Genomic DNA, 20,072 nt, shown 5'->3' on the forward strand with positions numbered 1-20,072 from the left:
GTGAATTGGTATCCGATCTAATCTGGTTTCAACATATCGACCATTTAACTGATGGAATAAACAAATTGGAAATGAAAATTCTTATTCGACTATTAGGACTATGCACCGCTGTGTTATTTGTAATGTGTAAAGGGGAGGTCTCAAAATCTCCATTGACTGACTATGATGAGCATGTCTTTGTTGTCAATATTGTAGACGATGCCAAGAAATTAAAGGAATACTTGACTTATCACAAGCAGGTTTGGCCTGAAGTGGAAGCTGGGTTTAAAAAAGCAGGTTACCAGCGGATTGCACTTTATCGTTTCGATAAACTGATTGTTATGACAATTCGTGTACCTTCGGGTGCCGATCTGGCAAAGATGGGTAAGATAGCCGAATCCTACAGCCCAAAATGTGCTGAATGGAACCTCCTCATGAATACTTATCAGCATGGGGTCCGTGGAACCAGCGAAAAACAGACATGGGTAGAAACAGATCTTTTTTACGAATTTAAAAACAAATAGCTTCCGGCGTACGGTATTGCTTTAAGAACTCACGGGGTGAACTACCTTTGACATCCTTAAAGTGTTTGTTGAAGTTTGAAATATTATTGTAACCGCTTTTATAGCAGGTCTCTGTAATATTATATCTTCCCTCCATCAATAATTTAGCGGCATGACCAATGCGTATTTCTTTTATAAAATCTACTAAAGTTCGATTGGTCTGCATTTTAAAAAAACGACAAAAGGCCGAAGAAGACATAGGGACAACAGAAGCCACATCCTGTAAAGTGATATCTTCCCTAAAATGCTGGAATATATAGTCAAAAACTCGATTGATCCGATTCGCATCACTGGAATTTTCAATGATATTAAAAGAAGGAGAAGATAAAGTTTTATACGATCTAGATAAGGCTAATTTGTCTAGAAGTTGTAACATCAATACAACACGGGATAGTCCTGTTGCGTGCAACATCTCTTTGAGGATTTCTTTGGCCTGTCTGACGATAGGGCCGGAAAATATAACTCCTTTTGCAGCATTGATAAACAACTGGTTGAGGAGGATAGCCTCTGGCTTAGTCAATAAATCTTTTCCCAGAAAATCAGGATAGAAATGTATGATGGTCGCACTTGCTGGTTTGTCTGTCTCAACAGTATTATGATATTGCCAACAATGTGGTAGATAGCTGCCTAATAGTACCAGTTCATCTCCTTCGAAGTCTTCGATATGGTCGCCGATAAATCGTTTTCCGATACAATTTTCCAAGAGTGCAATTTCAAAATTCAAGTGCGACTTTAACGAAGTGTATTTTTTGATTTCGAGTTCTTCACTACGGACGGTAAATGATTGATCAGGTGGAAATGTAAAGTTTTCATAAATATGCTGCATCATAATAAAAGCTTTAAATCGTTTAAAAATCCTTGCATTATAGCAACCGGTTGCATAATTTAGTTAAAGGTAGAGAAAATTTTTGTTAATTTATAGCATTTAAGATGCACATGTATCAAATCTCCTATGCAAAATAACATAATAAAAGAGCAATTTATTGGTGGTTCGGTTTTTATATAATCGCGAAATTTACAGATAACCTGAGCTATATAAATGATACAAATAACCAGTTCAATAGAATACGCTTGTTTATGGCCCCGGAAAGTATAAATTCAGCGTACAGGGAGTAAAATTGAAATAGAATGATGATCTCGATGTGAATTTCATGAGTTTAGCAATTTTGTGAATCAAGTGATAGAGCAGATCTATGGAAAGATCCGGAAGTAATTTTGCATACACTGTATGATATAAAAATGAAAAAGTCGCGGTATAATTTAGAGTACCTTTTGACCTGTGTGGAAGTTGGGCTATTATTACGACCCAACTACTTATGTTATCCAACGACTATTGAGCAGAATAATAAATCTAATAGATGAGAAGCAAATACAATATACTACTAAAAAAAATAGTGGGAAGCCTGTTGCTCTGTGTAAATACATTCAATAGTTTCTCTCAGGACTGGTTACCCAAACAGCAGGATAAAAAAGTGGTATTCCGTTTATTGGACTGCCATTATGAGGGTGCAAAATTAAAGCAAAGTTCTGTTATAGGCATACATTCCGACAACTGGGATGTTAAGCAGGAGATTTTGAAAAAGATAGGGGGCAATGCGGTAAGTTACCGATTTATTTTTAAGGCGAAAAAGGCCATGAAAGATGTGGGGGTAGCCGTAGCTTTTGATGCATATGATTGGTCTAGCGATAATTTTGTTATGATCCCTGCTGTCGTCTATAATGGTAATAGACAACGTATTGTTAACCGCGAATATGCGACAGGGCTAGACATAACGGATTATTATCGAAAGGATTTGGCACTAACATCCAATCCGATTCCCCAGCTTTCCCCTGAATTTGGCGCACGCTCCCAATTGGAGGTCAATATAAGTAATACTACCACGCCACTGATGGCCTACCTGGACCGCAAGCAAAAAAGAGGAGTTTTTCTTTTTACAGATCAAGGTATCACATGGAAAAGTGAGGTGAAAGACCATGCATTAATTGTTGAAGAAAGCTCAGATCGGAGCGTGGCTAGTTTTGTTGTCAGTGCTCCTGGAGTAAGATCACGTAAACCCGAGTTTATCGGTTTTAGCGATAGCCCCGATCGTGGGATAACTGTAGCCCCAGGTGATGAACTTGAGATTCGGGTCACTAGGATAGAATTTCAGGCCGAGAATGTCGCTAGCCTCTACGATCGTTTTATGAAGGAGCGGAAACTACACCTCAGGGAAGCATCTCCCCGTAATTTAATGCCGATGAGTGAAGTCCTGTCCCGCATGGCAAAAAATATTGATGAACGTTATTATTCAAAAGATAAGGTGGGATTTTACTGTCCTGAAAATGCAGATTGGATGTCCTATGGCTGGGTTGGTGGATTGATCAATACCTATCCTATGCTTGCACTGGGCGATAGTGTACATTTTGGACGAGTGAACAGCACATTCAATTTTGCACTTCCTCAGGGGCGTGGCGCCAGCGGTTATTACTATGATGTGCTTGGTGCAGATGGCCAGGTTATTTATCGGGATGGCGCCAAACTAAATCCAGGTATCGGATTGACGCGTAAAAATGCCGATGTCCTGTACTGGATGGTGAAGCAGTTTATGTTATTGAAAAAACAGGGTAAATCTTCTTTGATTGTCAAAGAGTGGGAACACTCAACCCGGCAACTTGCGGATGCATTTGTGAAAACTTGGCATGAGGAAGGAACTTGGGGTAATTATTTGGCCGTTGAATCTGGTAAAGTTGCAGCTTATAATACAACAGGGGGAGCGATGGCTGTCGCGGGACTCACATTGGCGGCCTCTTATTTTAAAAACGACAATTATCTGCTGATAGCAAAAGAGGCTGCAAAAAAATATTACGATGATTTTGCACTGGTTGGTTTTACTTCGGGGGCCTGTGGCGATATACTTCAAAATGCGGACTCCGAAACTGCAATCGCTTTGACTACTTCGTTGATGACACTTTTTGAACAGACCGGAAATCGGATGTATCTGGAACAGGCAAAAGATCTAGCAAATTACACCGCTTCATGGACGGTATCTTTTCCCTATCAGCTACCCGAAAATACAGCTCTCGCTAAATTGGGAGCTAACCTAACAGGAGCTGTATGGGCCAGCACGCAAAATAAGCATGGTGCTCCAGGCTTTTGTACACAGTCCGGTGATGTGCTATTTAAACTTTTTCGGGAAACGGGAATAAGCTTATATGCTGACCTGATCCGCGATGTTATTCATGCTCACGCTGAAGGTATCCAACCAAATGGAAAGATTACCGAACGCCTGACGTATTGTGATGCAGATAGTCGAGGATCGCGTGGCGATGGCGGAAAAACAGGATGGAATGAAACCAATGGCGCGTTAATGGCCTTGGAGATACCGGGACTTTACGTTCGCAAGGACAAAGGGACTGCTTATGCCTTTGATCATATTATCGTGAAAGCGATCAAGAAAACAAGTCAGGGTTTAGCTATGACATTGTATAATCCAACAAGCTATGACGCGAATGTCTCGCTGCTGGCAGAAGATGCCGTCCAAGCAACTAAACCTTTGGGAGAAAACGCTTTTTTGGACTGGGGTAAAAAAATTAAAATTAAAGCTGGGGACACGGTTCAGATAACGATATAAGGAGGGGCAGTACAGATACAAGATGTTTAAAAATAAAGCTAATGAAATTTTTGAAAACTAAATTACTATGTCTCGGGTTGATGGCACTATCGGCTGCAGGCTATAGTCAGACAACATTAAAAACAGATTATTTTAAGATTGTGATAGACCAGAAGGGCTATATCACGAGCATGCAGAACATGACAAAGAAACCGAACCGTGAGTTTAGTCCAGCAGACAAACCTTCGCCCTTAATGGTGATTTATAATGCCAAGAAAAGACTATACAACTATCCGGAACAAGCCAGTTATTCTGCTAGTGATAAGATTATGACTTTACGCTATCCGAACGGTTCTACAGCACGGATCAGCATATTACCCCAGGCGAAATATTTCAAGATGAAATTACTCTCGTTGACAAATTCGGAGGAAATTGAGGCGATTCAATGGGGTTCTTACCATACAAACATTACCAATTTATTGGGGGAGATTATCGGTGTAAGTAGGGATACAAGTGAATCTGTTAATTATGCCATCGGTATGCTGGCCTTAAATGATAATACTTTGGGCGGGACGGCAGATATTCAGGGTGATGCGGCTCCGTTTCAGTATATTATCCATTCACCGGATGCTTCACGCTTTCCCTTGCCAAATAATTTACACGAAGGACAAGTGTTTACTTTAGGGGGGAACGGTATCAGTGATGTTGCCTTTTATGCACATAAGGAACCCTATTATCGAATTATGTATGGAAATGCGGCCGAGGTCGATAAGAATGGACGAATTTCAATTTCTTACCAATCCCGTGATCGTAGGAGTCCACGCGAAGTCTACTATTCGCTGATTCCTAATATGCCTTCCAACAAGCCGAATCATTTGCAGGTACAGCCTATTCCCGGAGTCGACTTTATCGGGTCCACGGTCGCTTTTTGGGGTAGTCCGGATAGTACTGCTTTGATGGATGTGGTACAAGATATTGTGCGTAAAGAAGGTCTACCGTACCCTACAGTAAATGGCAAGTGGGTGAAAGATCCAGCGGCCTATGTGCCAGATATATTGACCGAAGGCGGCTATTACGATAATATGATCAATTATACAGATCGGTTGGGATTTAAGGCAATCAGTTTGTACGACCAAGGATTTCTACGTCCAGACCGTGGTAATGAGGGGTACATTGATGGTAAAAACTTTGAACATAAACCGTTGAAATTCTCGAAGGGGAATGCGCTTTCTCATAAGGAATATGCTGTATTAGCCGCTAAACATAATATTGTGATCGGTCGTACACCGATTACAAATGCCCTGGCTCCAGGAACAAAAGATGCGAGCCCCGTTCCAAGTGACAGTATCTGGTATCAGCAAAAAAGACTTCTAGCAAAAGGTATCAGTGCTACCGATACCTTAATCTATGTAGACGACCCTACGCATTTGGAGGAGATCGGAAGTTGGGAAGGGCATGTCAAAAGTTTGAATATGATTAAAATCGGAAAAGAACTTATCCATTATTTGGGTGTAAGCGACACCAAACCATATAGACTATTGAATGTAAAACGTGGTTATTGGGATTCCAAAGCAACGGCACATCAAGCGAACGATACCTTGTATAAATTGCAGGTAACAATTAACTATGGTTATGATGGCCTGATCCCGAATATACAGTTACAGGATAAAATAGCGGAATATTACGCCGATGTATGTGCGATCAACGGTCTGGGCTATTATGATTTTGACGGTCAGGAATTTCTATTTAACAATGGTCATGGCTATTATTCCGCAAAACGTTTTTTCCGCAAAATGTTTGAAAGGGCGAAACAACATGGCCTGGCGGATATTCGCTTTACTGGTGCTACTTTATCAGAGGGATCTTGGCATTACCAGAGTATATGGAATGTTGGTGGAGGAAAGAACCTGTACGATGCGCAGACGCGGGAATGGGGGAGCGCGACAAGTCAGGGAAAAGATTTACGTGACGTTTGCTATGCCAATTTCTTTCCGGCAGGTATGGGTGGAAATTTCCCAATTACAGAAAAATCCACTGTCGAAGAGTATGAACATATCCAGGCGATGTCTGTGGGGACTGGCTCGACTTATAGTCTGAAATTGAATCAGCAACAGGTGGAAAGTTGTCTGCAGAAGGATGCTATCTTCAAGACAATCCGTACTTGGGAAAATGCACGTGCTGCAAATGCCTTTCCGAGATGGGTGAAAAAAAATCTGGTGGATCCAAGCCAAAGCTTTAGGCTGGAGGAATTGGATAAAGATCATTGGAATCTTTATCGCCTGAATAAAGATGGATCAGGTAAAAAACTCCTGTCAAAATTGACTCGTGCTGAAGGTTATTAAAAAGAAAGCCTGTGTTCTGTTTAAGCGGAATCCAGGCTTTTACTAAAATTTAAATGATGCGAATGAAAGTAAAGTTTTTGATTGTATGTAGTTTCCTCTTCAGTATCGGTTCTTTGGTCGCTCAAACGGACTCGAAATCTAAGGAATATCATGTTGCTATCGGGGGTAAAGATGGACAGGCTGGTACACGGGAAAAGCCACTCCGAACCATTATGGCGGCGGCGAAGCTCGCTATGCCCGGTGATATCATCACGGTCCATGAAGGAGTTTACCGAGAGCATATTGTTCCGCCAAGAGGTGGGCTTTCGGAGACAAAACGGATTATCTACCGTGCGGCGAAGGGCGAAAAGGTCGTCATCAAGGGCTCAGAAGAAGTGAAAGGCTGGAAATTTTTACAAGACGATATCTGGCAATTGGAATTACCTAATTCATTCTTTGGTGCTTTCAATCCCTATCAGGAGGAGATTCGGGGGGACTGGTTTTGGCCCACACCCAAAGAACGTAAATATCATCGAGGAGCAGTCTATCTCAATGGACATTGGTTGATGGAAGCCACTTCCAAAGAACAGCTCTTGAAAGATCATTCTCCCAAGGGGGGATGGTGGGCTTCGGTAGATCGGGAGAAGACATCAATATGGGCTCGATTTCCACATGCCGACCCTAATCAGCGAAAAGTAGAGATTAATGTACGCCGTCGGGTTTTCTACCCCGACCAACCTTTTGTCAATTTCATTACCGTGGACGGTTTTGTACTGGAACAAGCTGCTACCAACTGGGCTCCGCCAACAGCCGAGCAGGAGGGGCTTTTGGGTACACATTGGAGCAAAGGCTGGCGCATCGTAAACAATACTATACAGTACTCTAAATGTGTTGGAATTGCATTGGGAAAATATGGCGATGACTACGATAATAAAGATACGGAGTCTGCCGAAGGCTATGTCGGCACAATAAAAAGAGCGCTAGCTTTCGGGTGGAACAAGGATAGTATCGGTAGCCATTATGTAGGCAATAATAAGATTGCCTATTGTGAGCAGGCTGGTATTGTCGGGAGTATGGGCTGTGCATTTAGTACAGTCGAAGACAATACCATCCATGATATCCATATCGAACGCCTGTTTACCGGGGCGGAAATGGCCGGAATAAAATTTCACGGAGCCGTAGATGTGAGTATCAGAAATAATCGCATTTTCCGGACAAATATGGGGATTTGGTTAGATTGGATGGCTCAGGGAGCACAGATCACGAACAACTTATTTGACCACAATGATCTTGATGTATTTTTGGAGGTGACGCATGGACCTGCTATATTGGCCAATAACGTCATGCTCTCTACAAAAAATCTATCAATGAATGCGCAAGGAGCAGCATTTGTACATAATCTTTTTGCTGGAAAAATCGAAGTAATAGCCTACGATAGCCGATTGACACCCTATCTTAAACCGCATTCAACAGGACTTGTCGCGTTAAAAGATAATCCCGGTGGCGACGTACAGTTCATCAATAATATTTTTGCAAAAGGAGCAGATATTAGCGATTATAACAAAGCCTACCTTCCTGTATTGTTAGATGGAAATATTTATTTAAAGGGCAGTATCGGGGTTGCGACCAATAAGGTCAATGAACGAATGGGCGAAATTCATGCCGATGCCCAACAGCAAATGAAATCCTATGTAATGCACGCCGTAGTGGAAAAGGACGCATTAATTGATATGAAAGAGGTAGCTGACGTCGAGCTAATGGAAAAAGATGGTGAAGTTTATCTGGCATTCCCATTCTCCGAAAAATGGTCAAAACAAAAAAGGAACCTGGTGACTTCTAAATCATTGTTGCCAACGGTAATTTCGCAATTGCCTTTCGAGAATCATGATGGATCAGCACTTCAGATTGATCGCGACTATTTTGGTGAAAAAAGAAAGTCGTCTAACCCATTTCCGGGGCCTTTTGAATCTATCAGTAAAAGGGATAAACCCCAATTGATATGGTCTGAATCCAAAAAGTTACTACATTAATCGATAATTTCCCAATCAAGTGTTATGATAAAATCGTCAAATCTTAAGATTGTTTTCTTTGGCTGTATCCTGAGTTTTTGTTCTAGCAACATGAGTATAGCACAAGAAGCTCTGTCAAAACAGGGATTATTGAAAAAAAGTAAAGCCATCGTGTCGCAATATATCACCAATTTTGACCAGCCACCGGCACGGATACCCTCTCAAGTAGCGGTCGACGCACCGTTATTGGGAAATGGAAGTACAGGAGTTGCCATTGCTGGCCCTCCTGAAAAGCAAAGCTATTATCTGGCACGAAACGATTTCTGGCGGTTGAAATCTGGATTTAATGAATCTTATCCTGCAGTCTTAGGTAAGGTAGAGCTTAGTATGCCCATGCTGAAAAAAGCAAGTTATCAAGTCAATGTTGATCTCTATACAGCGATTGCGACTTCTACGTTCAAGTCTGGAGATGCCTTACTGGTGATTAAATCTTTTGTTTCAGCTCAAAATGACTGTCTGATTTTACATCTTCAAAATAAAGGGACACTACCAATTAATGGACAAATAGATCTCCTTCTCCCCGATAAAGATCAGTTTAAAAATAATCCACCAGCGGAAATGCTTTTCCCAGCGGTCACGAAAACGGAACATGGAACGAACGGAACGACATTGATCAGTAGGGGCTTCGATACGCTGGTTGATATTCCGACAAAAGCTGCAGCAGCGGGCAAGATACTCGGACGGCAGCAACCTACTTTCAACTTGAAGGTGGGAGACTCGTTAACCTATGTTTGTGCACTGTCGTCCAATTTCAAAAATAAAGATTGTGCGCAAGCTGTACTAAAAACAGTGAATGGATTGAAAGCGAAGAAGCTGAGGTTTTTAGAAAATGCCCATAAAAAATGGTGGGCGGACTTCTGGGCTGAGTCCTATGTTGAAATCCCCGACAAGCTAATTGAAAAACAATATTACCGCTCACACTATTTGATGGGCTCCTGTAGTCGGGATACCCAATTTGCTCCCCCAATTTTCGGGACATGGATCACCAAGGAAATTCCAAATTGGAATGGTGATTATCATTTGAACTACAATTACATCGCTCCCTATTATGGACTTTATTCATCCAATCATCTTGGCACAGCTAGTTCATATGAACAACCATTACTTGATTTTATGGAACGTGGTAAGTTTTATTCTAAGGAAATTGCTGGGATTACGGACGGTTTACTCTATCCTGTGGGGATAGGTCCCAAAGGGATGGAGACAACCCGTCAAAATGCAATTATGGAAAATACATTTGGGGGATACATCAAAGGTGGACAGGTTGAGTATCAAGGCTTGTTCTTTGGACAGAAGAGTAATGTATCCTATGGTGTGACCAATATGGCTACAGCATTTTATACAACTTATGATCGTCGCTATGCGCGGAAAATATACTCTTATGTGCGGGGAGCAGCACAGTTTTGGAGTAGTTATGTGAAGAAAGATGCCAACGGTCGTTATGTGATTTTCAACGATGCCATCCATGAGGGAACGGTGGGAGACAGTAATCCGATCTTAAGTCTTGGGCTTGCTAGGCAAACATTACAGCTTGCGATGGATTTAAGCGCCTATTTAAATATGGACGACCAGTTAGCACTAAAATGGGCGGAGGTGAAAGAGAATTTAGCCGTATTTCCTGTTCAGGAACGAAATGGGAAACAGGTTTTTCGCTATACTGAAAAAGGACCCGCTTGGTGGAACGATAATTCATTGGGCATACAACATATTTTTCCTGCCATGCAAATTGATCTGGAAAGCGAACAGAACCTAATCGATATCGCACGGAATACCATTGAAGAAATGGGACGATGGTCTGATAACAATGGAACCAATAGTTTTTTTCCTGCGGCGGTACGGGTGGGATATTCTGCCGATCGTATTTTGCAACATCTCAACCAATATAGTAGACATACTTATCCTAATGGATTTCAGTTGGATAATCCACATGGAATAGAGAATTGCAGCACGGTACCGACTACAATAAATCAGATGTTATGTGGAACGCATGGTGCGGTTTTAAAATTGTTTCCTGTATGGCCAAAACAGCAGAATGCTCTATTTGCCAATTTGCGTGTCAACGGTGCTTTTTTAGTATCATCGAACCTCAGAGATGGGGCGGTCGATTATGTCGAAATTTCAAGTGAACAGGGACAGCCACTAATCTTGGATAATCCCTGGCCGGGTAAACAGGTTTCCTGCCATAAAAATGGAAAAAAGACATGGCTAATGAAAGGAAACCGGCTACAAATAGATACAAAAAAAGGAGACCACTTTTATCTAGTGGCTGTTCGCTAGAATACATTGTCGCGTAGTTGGTACCTGGAACGAAACAATTTGATTTGATCAACAGGGGTGGTTAGCCGGTTCGGCTTTGCAATGGTGGACATGCAGATAATCCGTTTTGGAACAATTTAAAAGAGAAAATCATTATTGACTAATAGATAAAACGATGAAATTTAACTGTTGTTTTTCGCAATTGACTATACTTTTTCTATTGCTTGTAGGTGGAGGAAAGCAGGCTATGGCACAAAGCAAAAATTATGCTTTTCTAGATGTGAAAAAGAGCCGCGAAGAACGTATACAAGATCTGATTGCACGACTGACTTTATCAGAGAAAGTGCAGCTGATGAAACATGAGTTTAAAGGAATTCCACGATTGGACATTCCAGCATACGATTGGTGGAATGAGGCACTGCACGGTGTCGCACGTACAGCAGAAAAGGTAACTGTATATCCACAGGCAATAGGGATGGCAGCAACCTTCAATACGGTTGCGGTCAAACAGATGGGCGATTATACGTCGACTGAGGGACGCGCGCTTTTCAATGAAGATTTAAAGGCCGGAAAAACAGGTAAACGTTATCGTGGCTTGACCTATTGGACACCCAATATCAATATCTTTCGCGATCCACGGTGGGGAAGGGGACAGGAAACTTATGGTGAGGATCCTTATTTAACGGGACAGATCGGAACAGCAATTGTTCAGGGACTGGAGGGAGATGATCCACATTATCTAAAGGCAGTTGCTGCAGCCAAGCATTATGCTGTGCATAGCGGACCTGAGCATAACAGACATTCTTTTAATGCCGAAGTAACACCTTATGATCTTTGGGATACCTACCTCCCGGCGTTTCGCCAATTGGTCGTAAAAGCTAAGGTACATGGTATCATGTGCGCCTATAATCGTTTGGATGGAATGCCTTGTTGTGGAAATAATGTATTGCTCAATAATATTTTACGTCAGCAATGGGGCTTTAAAGGTTATGTGACATCGGATTGCGGCGGTATTAATGATTTTACCAGTGGGCATAATACACATCCGGATAATACAGCAGCCGTTAGTGCTGCCGTATTAGCGGGAACAGATCTTGAATGTGGCAATTTATATCAATTGCTGGAACAGGGGGTAAAGCAAGGTGTTTTATCTGAAAAAGATATCGATGTATCCTTGACCCGACTTTTACAGATCTGGTTTCAATTGGGCATGTTTGATCCACAAGCGCTCGTGCCTTATGCGAAGATCGGCCGTGAGGTTATCGAAAGTAAATCACATAAAGCACATGCTTATAAAATGGCACAGGAGTCTATGGTGCTATTGAAAAATGAGCACAGTATCCTACCCCTTGACCCCAATAAAATAAAAAGAGTTGCTTTGATCGGACCCAATGCCAATAATGGACATGCGCAGTTAGCCAATTATTTTGGTACCCCTTCAGAAATCATCACTCCATTGAGTAGTTTACAAAAACGTTATGGTAAGCAAATCGCTATTGACTATTTCGCAGGAACTGAAATCATGAAAAAAATAGATGGTGGTCCTTCTTTTGAAGAAATTGTTAAAAAAGCTAGTGCAGCAGACGTTATTGTCTTTGTTGGTGGTATAACTGCAGATTATGAAGGAGAAGCAGGTGATGCAGGGGCTGCGGGCTATGGTGCTTTTGTGAACGGCGACCGTTCTACTATGGCTTCTCCTGAGGTACAAACTACGCTTTTGAAAGAACTGAGGAAGGCAGGAAAACCTCTTATTTTGGTTAATATGTCGGGGTCCGTCATGAGTTTTGACTGGGAGTCGCAACATGTCGATGCGATATTGCAGGCATGGTATGGTGGACAGGCTGCTGGGGATGCCATTACCGATGTGCTTTTTGGTCGGTATAATCCCGCGGGCCGTATGCCATTAACAACCTATAAGAGCGATGCCGATTTGCCTGATTTTGAGGATTATTCGATGGCAAACCGAACTTACCGTTACTTTAAAGGTGAAGTACGTTATCCGTTCGGTTACGGCCTGAGCTATACTAATTTTGAATACGATCAGCTAAATGCTCCGGCGATGGTGGAAACGGGAACAGATATTCAAGTCACGGTACAAGTTACAAATACGGGTGAGCGTGATGGAGATGAGGTTGTACAATTATATGTTGTTCATCCGAAAGAAGGGAACTATAAGGTTCCAAACAGTGCTTTAAAGGGCTTTCAGCGCGTGTTCATCAAAAAAGGACGTTCTCAAAAGATAACCTTCACACTGACAGCCGAAGACCTGGCCCTGGTCAACGAAAAAGGTGAATTGATACAACAAACGGGATCTGTGAAAATATATATCGGTGGCGGTCAACCGGGGAAATCTGTTGGAGGGAAGCGTGAAATTACAATGCAAGGAACAGCGTATCGACCTTATTAAGGCAAAATAGAAGCAGGCTTGTATAGGTCCATATTTTTAAATAATCAACGAATAAATAATAATAAATGAAAGCAATTCTCGGAATGATACTAATACTGTTATCCTTCTCCTTATTTGGACAACAGCAGGAAATTATACGCATGGGAAACGCTCGTGTTGAGCTTTTTGATCGGGACTGGAAGTTTTCCCGCTTTGGTTTGCAGGCTGATGGTAATCAATTGGCGGAACCGAATGATTTGTATAAGACCGAGTTTAGTGATAATACCTGGCGTAGCCTGGATCTACCGCATGATTGGGCTATAGAGGGACCATTCCGTATAGAATTGGCCAGTGAATCTGGAAAGCTGCCCTATAAAGGAATAGGATGGTATAGAAAACATTTTAAAGTCGAGAACCTTCAAGCTGGAGAGCGTGTTTATCTGGATTTTGATGGTGCTATGGCAAATGCCAAAATTTGGTTAAATGGTCGTTATGTGGGAACTTGGCCTTATGGTTATAGTTCCTTTCGTATGGACTTGACACCCTATCTGAAAAAAGAGGGTGAGAATGTTTTGGCTGTACGTTTGGATACGGAAAATTGGGAATCAAGATGGTATAGCGGAGCAGGAATCTATCGTCATGTATGGATGGTGCGTACTTCTGCTGTGCATGTTGCACATTGGGGGACTTCGATTATAACACCGGTTATCAACGATCAATACGCCACGATAAAGAACGAAGTAACATTGGAGAACTTCCGTTTTTTTCCAGTACATGCTGAGGTAAAAGCCACCTATTTCGAGTTGGATGCGCAAGATAAACCTGGAAAACAAGTGGCGACTGCCAGTGGATTTGTAGACCTTCATGCCAATGCGAGTGGCAAAATGAATCTTGAAACACGTATCAATCAACCGAAACGCTGGGATATCCTGTCTCCAAATCGTTATGTGGAAAAGATTGAAATAATCGTTGACGGTCAAGTAAGCGATACATATTACAGTCCTTTTGGGGTACGGACAATCGAGTTTACAGCACATGAGGGCTTCAAATTAAACGGTCGCCGTGTAGACATAAAAGGCGTATGTAATCATCATGATTTGGGTTCATTGGGTGCCGCATTCAATAAAAGCGCATTGGAGCGCCAGCTTAAAATGTTACAGACAATGGGTATGAATTCCTTGCGTACCTCGCACAATCCACCAGCGCCTGAATTATTGGAATTGGCGGATAAAATGGGGATCCTGATCTGGGATGAAGCTTTTGATGCATGGCGAACAGGTAAACGTGCTAAAGATTACAACAAATTATATGATGAATGGCACGAGCGTGATCTATTGGCGATGGTTCATCGCGACCGCAACCATCCTTCGGTTTTCATCTGGTCTATCGGTAATGAAGTGCTTGAACAGCAAGATATTGAGATGACTGGGCATTTGGCTGATATTATCCGTCATGCGGATCCTACACGACCAGTTTCCAATGGTTATAATGATCCCGATGGAGGTCGGGAATCGGGTGCTGCGACAGCGTTGGATATTATGGGAGTTAATTATTTCTTTAGCCAGCAGGGGCGCTGGGATAAAGATGAACGCTATAAAAATATGCCTACTTTGGGAAGTGAGACTTCTTCTTGTGTATCTTCTCGGGGAGAATATTTTTTTGGAACAGATTACGATGGGTGGCAGGTAACCTCCTACGATAGGGCGGCTCCAGGCTGGGGCTGTTCGCCAGATACCCAGTTTCGAATATTGACGCAATATCCAAACTTGCTGGGGGAATACGTGTGGACGGGTTTTGATTATTTAGGCGAGCCAACACCATATAATTCGGCTGAAACCAATTTGTTGAACTTTAGGACGGATCCCACAAAACGTGCTGAACTAGAAGCTGCACTGGAAGAATTGAAAAAGAAAAATCCACCTTCGCGAAGCAGCTATTTCGGTATTATTGATCTTGCAGGATTTCCAAAGGATCGCTTTTTTCTCTATCAATCACATTGGCGTCCAGAATTGCCGATAGTACATATCCTGCCACATTGGACTTGGGAGAATAGAAAGGGAGAGATTACACCTGTTCACGTGTATACTTCCGGAACCGAAGCTGAACTTTTCGTGAATGGAAGAAGCCAAGGGAGGAAAAAGAAAGTGGCAGGTCAAGATTTTAGATTGCAATGGGATAGTATTCGTTACGAACCCGGAACGGTCAAAGTGGTTGCTTATAAGGATGGTAAAGAATGGGCTAAATCCGAAATTAAAACCGCGGGCAAAGTGGAAAAACTTCAAATGGAGGCAGATCGTGTAACGATTGATGGGGAAAAATCGGAATTGGTGTTTGTTTCTGTTAAAGTAACGGATAAAAAGGGAACGTTGGTACCCCAATCCGACGCTCTGATTGATTTCTCGGTCGAGGGTGCAGGAGAAATAGTATCTACGGATAATGGAAATGCAATTGATTTTACTTCTTTCCAAAGTCATTCGCGTAAAGCATACAACGGTATGGCATTGGTCATCGTGAAGGCGAAAAAAGGAGAAAAGGGTGAAATCCGTATTAAAGCAAAATGTAAAAAGTTAAACTTGGCTTCCGTAAAAATAATGGTCAAATAACCTAATCTAAGTTTGAGGTAAACCAACAAAACCATTCTTTAAGAATGGTTTTGTTGGTTTTGGATTTTAGCAATTTTTCCATTTATTCTGTTTCTCGTTTCTCCGGCCAGCCAACGAACACGCCGGTCTCTAATGTTAACTCGCCAGTGGAAGGATTATAACTGTCTTTTGATAAGATGGGCATTTCTCCGGCTACCTTACTTTGTTCAGGATTATGTGTACGGTTGTGGGATGTGGGCACCTTCTCAAGATGGACCGTTTTACCATTGATCTGTAAATTTTTCTGTATAATGGTTACTTTAGGCAATTTGTCATAATGTATCACAGTCATCCCTTCCAGATTTCTCGGTCTTTGCGCAAAATCTATAAAGTATTTGTATTGTTCTAAGAACGAGATGATTTGTTTCTCCATTTTAATCTTTTTACCTGGGAATGCCAAAGACCCCACATTGCTGATCTTTTTGCTGCTTAAATCTTCGACATACATGGTGATCCAGGAATGCTCATAATCTCCCCAGCTGAAATAGGTCTCTTTGTGATTGATTGAATCAGGTACTGCCTTGCCCGGGATATAACCATCTTTTTTTAGCGTTATCCGATAAGCCCCCTTATGCCAGCCTACCGTATTGCGGACGCTGATAAAGTCTCCCTCGGCGTCTGAACTGGCATAATATCCTGTTGTTTTTAATGCCTTTTTTGTCCGTTCAAACCAGCGTGAAAAGATACCATTAAATTTGATTTCTTGCTCCTTGCCTGTCTTCACACTGATACCACCACCAGCGGATTGAATACCACAATACAAAGGAATATCGTTCAGCGCAATATTAAAAGGGGAAATATAAAATGAATAGTGATCAGGTATATCGTCCTGCACTATAATATCGATGGAAATAGATTGGAAATCATTGATTGCCGAATCCAATACATAATAGGAATTGGTATAGTGTAAAGGAGGTAATATTAAGCTGTCAGGAAAGACGAATTCCGTAGCCATCTTTTTCTTGAGCTCTTGATCTATACTGCTGTTCTCGTACTTTTTTTTGAGTTCTTCTTTGGTTTGAGAAAATGCTGTCATACCAAATGATAGCATCAGCAACAATAGAGGATATTGATGTTTGAATGACTTCATCTTTTTGTTTTTAATTTGGTTTGAAAATAGGTATTATATTTTATATTATTTACTCATAAAGTTAAAATTCTGTGCAAAAATCACTGTGAGAACTACGAATCATAAATCATCTGGGGCGAATTGTAAGAGGAGGAAAAACAGCCGTGAATGGCGCTTTATATTTGTATAGGAAAATTATTTTAGCTGTATCCTATTATTCGTTTATGGAAATTATTAAAGCATTTATCACTTATCTGGCTACTTACATCATCACTTATTATGGTATTAAGTATTCACTTTCCGATCACTTTTTGGTCAGTACGCTAAATATTGGAATCTCTGCATTGGCTGCGGCATCCATTACTGCTTTATTGTCAACTGATCTTTTCAAAAGAAATAAAAACGAAGCATAAAGTCCTATTGTTTGAAATTCGGAAAATAGAAAAAAAGAGGGCCCTTTTTACGTAAAAGGGCCCTCTTTTAGATCGAAAAAATAATCGCTATCTTTTTTCGAATTTATACGAAAGTGTTGCCATAAAACTACGCGGTGGGATAGGGTTTACACTATAGTTTTCGTGGATGTAATAATTAAATGCCTTGTTGATATTGGACAATTTTCCAAGAATGCTCCAATTTTTATAGGTGTATCCGGCAGAAAAGTCAATTGTGGTAAATGGACTGACTGAAATTAAACGGTTCAAGCCATTTCTCACATCCACTTTCGTATTGTTCCATCCTGCATTGCGTCTACCCGTATAGAATGCAGAGAAGCCCAGTTTTAATCCTTTGACAGTTCCTTGTTGAAAAGTGTAAAATACGGTTCCATTTGCGGTATGAGCAGTGGTGCCCACTAAGCGTACGTTTTCTTCACTTCCAGAAATTTCTACAGTTTTTGTGTCATTTCCAACTGTTGTTGTATAGCTTGAAATAGGATTCGTATGGGTATAACGCATATAGTTATAGGAATATCCAGCTGTTACATTCAGACCAGGTAATAATGTTCCCGTTACTTCAGCTTCTAGACCCTCAGAGGCTGTTTTTCCGGAGAATTCCTTCATGTTGGCATCGCCGTTTTCGGAACCATCCGGTTTCAGTAGTAGCTGCTGAGCGAATTTGTTGTTATTGATTCTATACCAGGCAAGATTCGCAGATAAACGACCATTGAAAAAATCATTCTTGACACCGGCTTCATATTGATCAATTATTGATGGTGCTAGAGGCTGGTAATTGATATCGTAGCCGGAGTTAGACGTGAAATTATTCGCATAAGTGATATATATACTCGATGAAGGTATTGGCTGATAAATCAAGCCAAATTTAGGTGACCATGCTTTATCAACTTTGGCTCCCATTGGATTCCCTTGCCCATCTTTTGTAACAATTTCTTCTGTTTTATTTTCCTTGTAAGTAAATCGCTCAGAATTAGGCGTACGCTGATACGAATAGCGTATTCCGGCCAAAACTTTAAACTTCTCATTCAGTTCAATTAGATCCTGTAGAAATACACCGTATCGATAGATATCTGTTGTGGTTTTTGTCAACAAATCAGCTCCTGGGATATCAGTTCTCAATCCGTTGCCTGTAGTCGTATGCTGTGCTGTTTGACCCGGATTGAAAACATAAATCGCATCGTAAGGATTTGCTTTTAATACTTTTTTGTCATCATAATAATTAATCCCCTCCATAAAAAATGCGTATGCATTTGCATGTGATTGATCTGCATCGGCACCGACTAGAATTTTATGTTTAATAGAGCCTGTTTTTACAGTACCTGTTAAATTTAACTGCTGGTTGGCTGTAAATTCGTTTGATTTGGATCTTGTCAAATTTCTGGGAGCAATACCATTTTTGTCAGCCTGGATCCGATCAGACCCATAATAGTCACGATCGTAGGTTTGATAACTTGCGATCGCATTTAAATTCCAGGATTCGTTAAATTTATGGTTGAAATTGATCTGACCGTTTGAAGTATTTGTATTGTTATAAGCCCAAGGTACATTTAAGAATGTATTTCTTCCAACAGATTGATTTAATTTGCCGTCGACAGTCCCTATTCCGAAGTCTGGTGTGAAATCACTTTTCAAGTAATCAAATGTAAAGTTTAGATCCGTTTGATCGGAAATCTTATACAATACAGACGGGTTAACATAGGTTCGTTTTGACTTGACCTGATCTCTGAAGCTGCCAGCTTTTTCATAAGTGCCTATCATGCGAAAAGCGACTTTATTTGAAATTGGGCCGTAAACATCGACTGTAGGTTTATAAAAGTCATAACTACCTACACGCATTGAAGCTTCTCCGCCGTAGGAGAACTTAGGCTTTTTGGTAACCAGATTAACGACCGCACCGCCGGATACACCACCATATAGTAATGCAGCACTTCCTTTAAGGATTTCAACGGATTCTAATGTACTGGCTTCTATCGAACCACCATTATTTGTGCGTGCGCCATTTTTAAAGATATTGTTTGCTCCCAAGCTGTAACCTCTCGCATAGAAGTTTTCATTTACACCACCACGATTTGCCCCCATGGCTACACCATTCGCATTTTTGAGCGCATCGCTCAATCTGTTGACTTGTTGATCGGTAATGATCTGCTTATTAATAATCTGCACACTTTGCGGCAGGTCTTTATCGATAATACCTGCTTTCCCAACATTGACCGTTTTATTATTATGGGAATTATACCCAAACACCTCAACCTGCTCCAATTGCGACTCAGAAATATTCATCGCTACAATAACTGTTTGCGCTTTACCATCTTTAACAGTTATTGTTTGTTCTTCAACAGCGTTGCCTATGCTCTTGATTCGAATGGTATAGGTCCCATCGGGAAGATCGGAGAAATGAAAACTGCCATCACGGGAGGTTGAAGTTGATCTACCAAGTGTTGTAATGGTTACTGTAGCTGACTCGATTGCTGCGCCATCTTTGGTTTTGACGCGTCCATGTACCCCTTTACTTTGAGCCGAAACATCCAAATGTGTCGCTCCTACCAATCCCAGACTTAAGATAAGCCCCAGAAAAGATCTTTTCATTATTAATATTGAATTAGTCTAAATTATTTGTCGGCGCAAACATACAATTAATTTAGTTATTTAGACTGATTTAAAATAAAAAAATAACATACCTTTTATGCAATACTATTGTAGGTAATAATACTGGGATATTTGCTTGTTTTTGGTGTTTAATGTATT

The 20,072-nt window shown here is 41.2% G+C and carries 11 protein-coding genes; 8 read left to right on the forward strand and 3 right to left on the reverse strand.

Translation table 11 applies throughout. The features are described from left to right. The first annotated feature begins 71 nt into the window (after window positions 1-71). Window positions 72-503 (forward strand): L-rhamnose mutarotase, encoded by a 432-nt coding sequence (locus tag M2408_RS13130; RefSeq protein WP_147420365.1) that lies wholly within the window; start codon window positions 72-74, stop codon window positions 501-503. Here M2408_RS13130 and M2408_RS13135 read toward each other — a convergent pair. Next, a complete protein-coding gene (locus M2408_RS13135) occupies window positions 490-1,371 on the reverse strand; it encodes an AraC family transcriptional regulator (protein ID WP_120258574.1) in 882 nt (293 codons plus the stop codon). The two genes, M2408_RS13130 and M2408_RS13135, sit on opposite strands and share 14 nt — an antisense overlap. 529 nt (window positions 1,372-1,900) lie before the next feature. Between M2408_RS13135 and M2408_RS13140 the strand changes: the two genes are divergently transcribed. From M2408_RS13140 to galB, 6 genes are all read left to right on the forward strand, one after another. Then, complete coding sequence (locus tag M2408_RS13140; protein WP_259182484.1) at window positions 1,901-4,153, forward strand: hypothetical protein; 2,253 nt, start codon at window positions 1,901-1,903, stop codon at window positions 4,151-4,153. 41 nt (window positions 4,154-4,194) lie between these two features. Continuing rightward, complete coding sequence (locus M2408_RS13145) at window positions 4,195-6,474, forward strand: hypothetical protein (RefSeq protein WP_259182485.1); 2,280 nt, start codon at window positions 4,195-4,197, stop codon at window positions 6,472-6,474. Window positions 6,475-6,536: 62 nt separating this feature from the next. Beyond that, the gene (locus M2408_RS13150) at window positions 6,537-8,483 is read left to right on the forward strand and encodes a right-handed parallel beta-helix repeat-containing protein (protein WP_259182488.1); all 1,947 of its coding nucleotides are present in this window, start codon (window positions 6,537-6,539) and stop codon (window positions 8,481-8,483) included. 90 nt (window positions 8,484-8,573) lie between these two features. Beyond that, window positions 8,574-10,799 (forward strand): glycosyl hydrolase family 95 catalytic domain-containing protein, encoded by a 2,226-nt coding sequence (locus M2408_RS13155; protein ID WP_259182490.1) that lies wholly within the window; start codon window positions 8,574-8,576, stop codon window positions 10,797-10,799. Window positions 10,800-10,953: 154 nt separating this feature from the next. Further along, window positions 10,954-13,185, forward strand: a complete 2,232-nt coding sequence (locus tag M2408_RS13160; RefSeq protein WP_259182492.1) for a glycoside hydrolase family 3 C-terminal domain-containing protein — start codon at window positions 10,954-10,956, stop codon at window positions 13,183-13,185. Between the two features lie 65 nt (window positions 13,186-13,250). Further along, entirely contained in the window at window positions 13,251-15,767 is a 2,517-nt protein-coding gene (galB, locus tag M2408_RS13165; protein ID WP_259182493.1) for a beta-galactosidase GalB, read from the forward strand. A gap of 82 nt (window positions 15,768-15,849) precedes the next feature. On the opposite strand, the gene M2408_RS13170 is transcribed toward galB, so the two are convergent. Next, on the reverse strand, window positions 15,850-16,896 hold the full coding sequence (locus M2408_RS13170; RefSeq protein WP_259182496.1) for a hypothetical protein: 1,047 nt from the start codon (window positions 16,894-16,896) through the stop codon (window positions 15,850-15,852). Window positions 16,897-17,099: 203 nt separating this feature from the next. Between M2408_RS13170 and M2408_RS13175 the strand changes: the two genes are divergently transcribed. Next, entirely contained in the window at window positions 17,100-17,288 is a 189-nt protein-coding gene (locus M2408_RS13175; protein ID WP_259182497.1) for a hypothetical protein, read from the forward strand. An 87-nt stretch (window positions 17,289-17,375) separates the two neighbouring features. Here M2408_RS13175 and M2408_RS13180 read toward each other — a convergent pair whose 3' ends face one another. Next, window positions 17,376-19,913, reverse strand: coding sequence for a TonB-dependent receptor (locus M2408_RS13180; protein ID WP_259182498.1), 2,538 nt, complete (start codon window positions 19,911-19,913; stop codon window positions 17,376-17,378). Window positions 19,914-20,072: the final 159 nt, after the last annotated feature.

Origin of the sequence: Sphingobacterium sp. BIGb0165, assembly GCF_024810095.1 — a bacterium.
Lineage (GTDB): Bacteria > Bacteroidota > Bacteroidia > Sphingobacteriales > Sphingobacteriaceae > Sphingobacterium > Sphingobacterium detergens.

Coding starts and splice junctions, on each gene's coding strand:
- M2408_RS13130 (WP_147420365.1), top strand. CDS start 72: ATGAAAATTCTTATTCGACTATTAGGACTATGCACCGCTGTGTTATTT.
- M2408_RS13135 (WP_120258574.1), bottom strand. CDS start 1,371: ATGATGCAGCATATTTATGAAAACTTTACATTTCCACCTGATCAATCA.
- M2408_RS13140 (WP_259182484.1), top strand. CDS start 1,901: ATGAGAAGCAAATACAATATACTACTAAAAAAAATAGTGGGAAGCCTG.
- M2408_RS13145 (WP_259182485.1), top strand. CDS start 4,195: ATGAAATTTTTGAAAACTAAATTACTATGTCTCGGGTTGATGGCACTA.
- M2408_RS13150 (WP_259182488.1), top strand. CDS start 6,537: ATGAAAGTAAAGTTTTTGATTGTATGTAGTTTCCTCTTCAGTATCGGT.
- M2408_RS13155 (WP_259182490.1), top strand. CDS start 8,574: ATGAGTATAGCACAAGAAGCTCTGTCAAAACAGGGATTATTGAAAAAA.
- M2408_RS13160 (WP_259182492.1), top strand. CDS start 10,954: ATGAAATTTAACTGTTGTTTTTCGCAATTGACTATACTTTTTCTATTG.
- galB (WP_259182493.1), top strand. CDS start 13,251: ATGAAAGCAATTCTCGGAATGATACTAATACTGTTATCCTTCTCCTTA.
- M2408_RS13170 (WP_259182496.1), bottom strand. CDS start 16,896: ATGAAGTCATTCAAACATCAATATCCTCTATTGTTGCTGATGCTATCA.
- M2408_RS13175 (WP_259182497.1), top strand. CDS start 17,100: ATGGAAATTATTAAAGCATTTATCACTTATCTGGCTACTTACATCATC.
- M2408_RS13180 (WP_259182498.1), bottom strand. CDS start 19,913: ATGAAAAGATCTTTTCTGGGGCTTATCTTAAGTCTGGGATTGGTAGGA.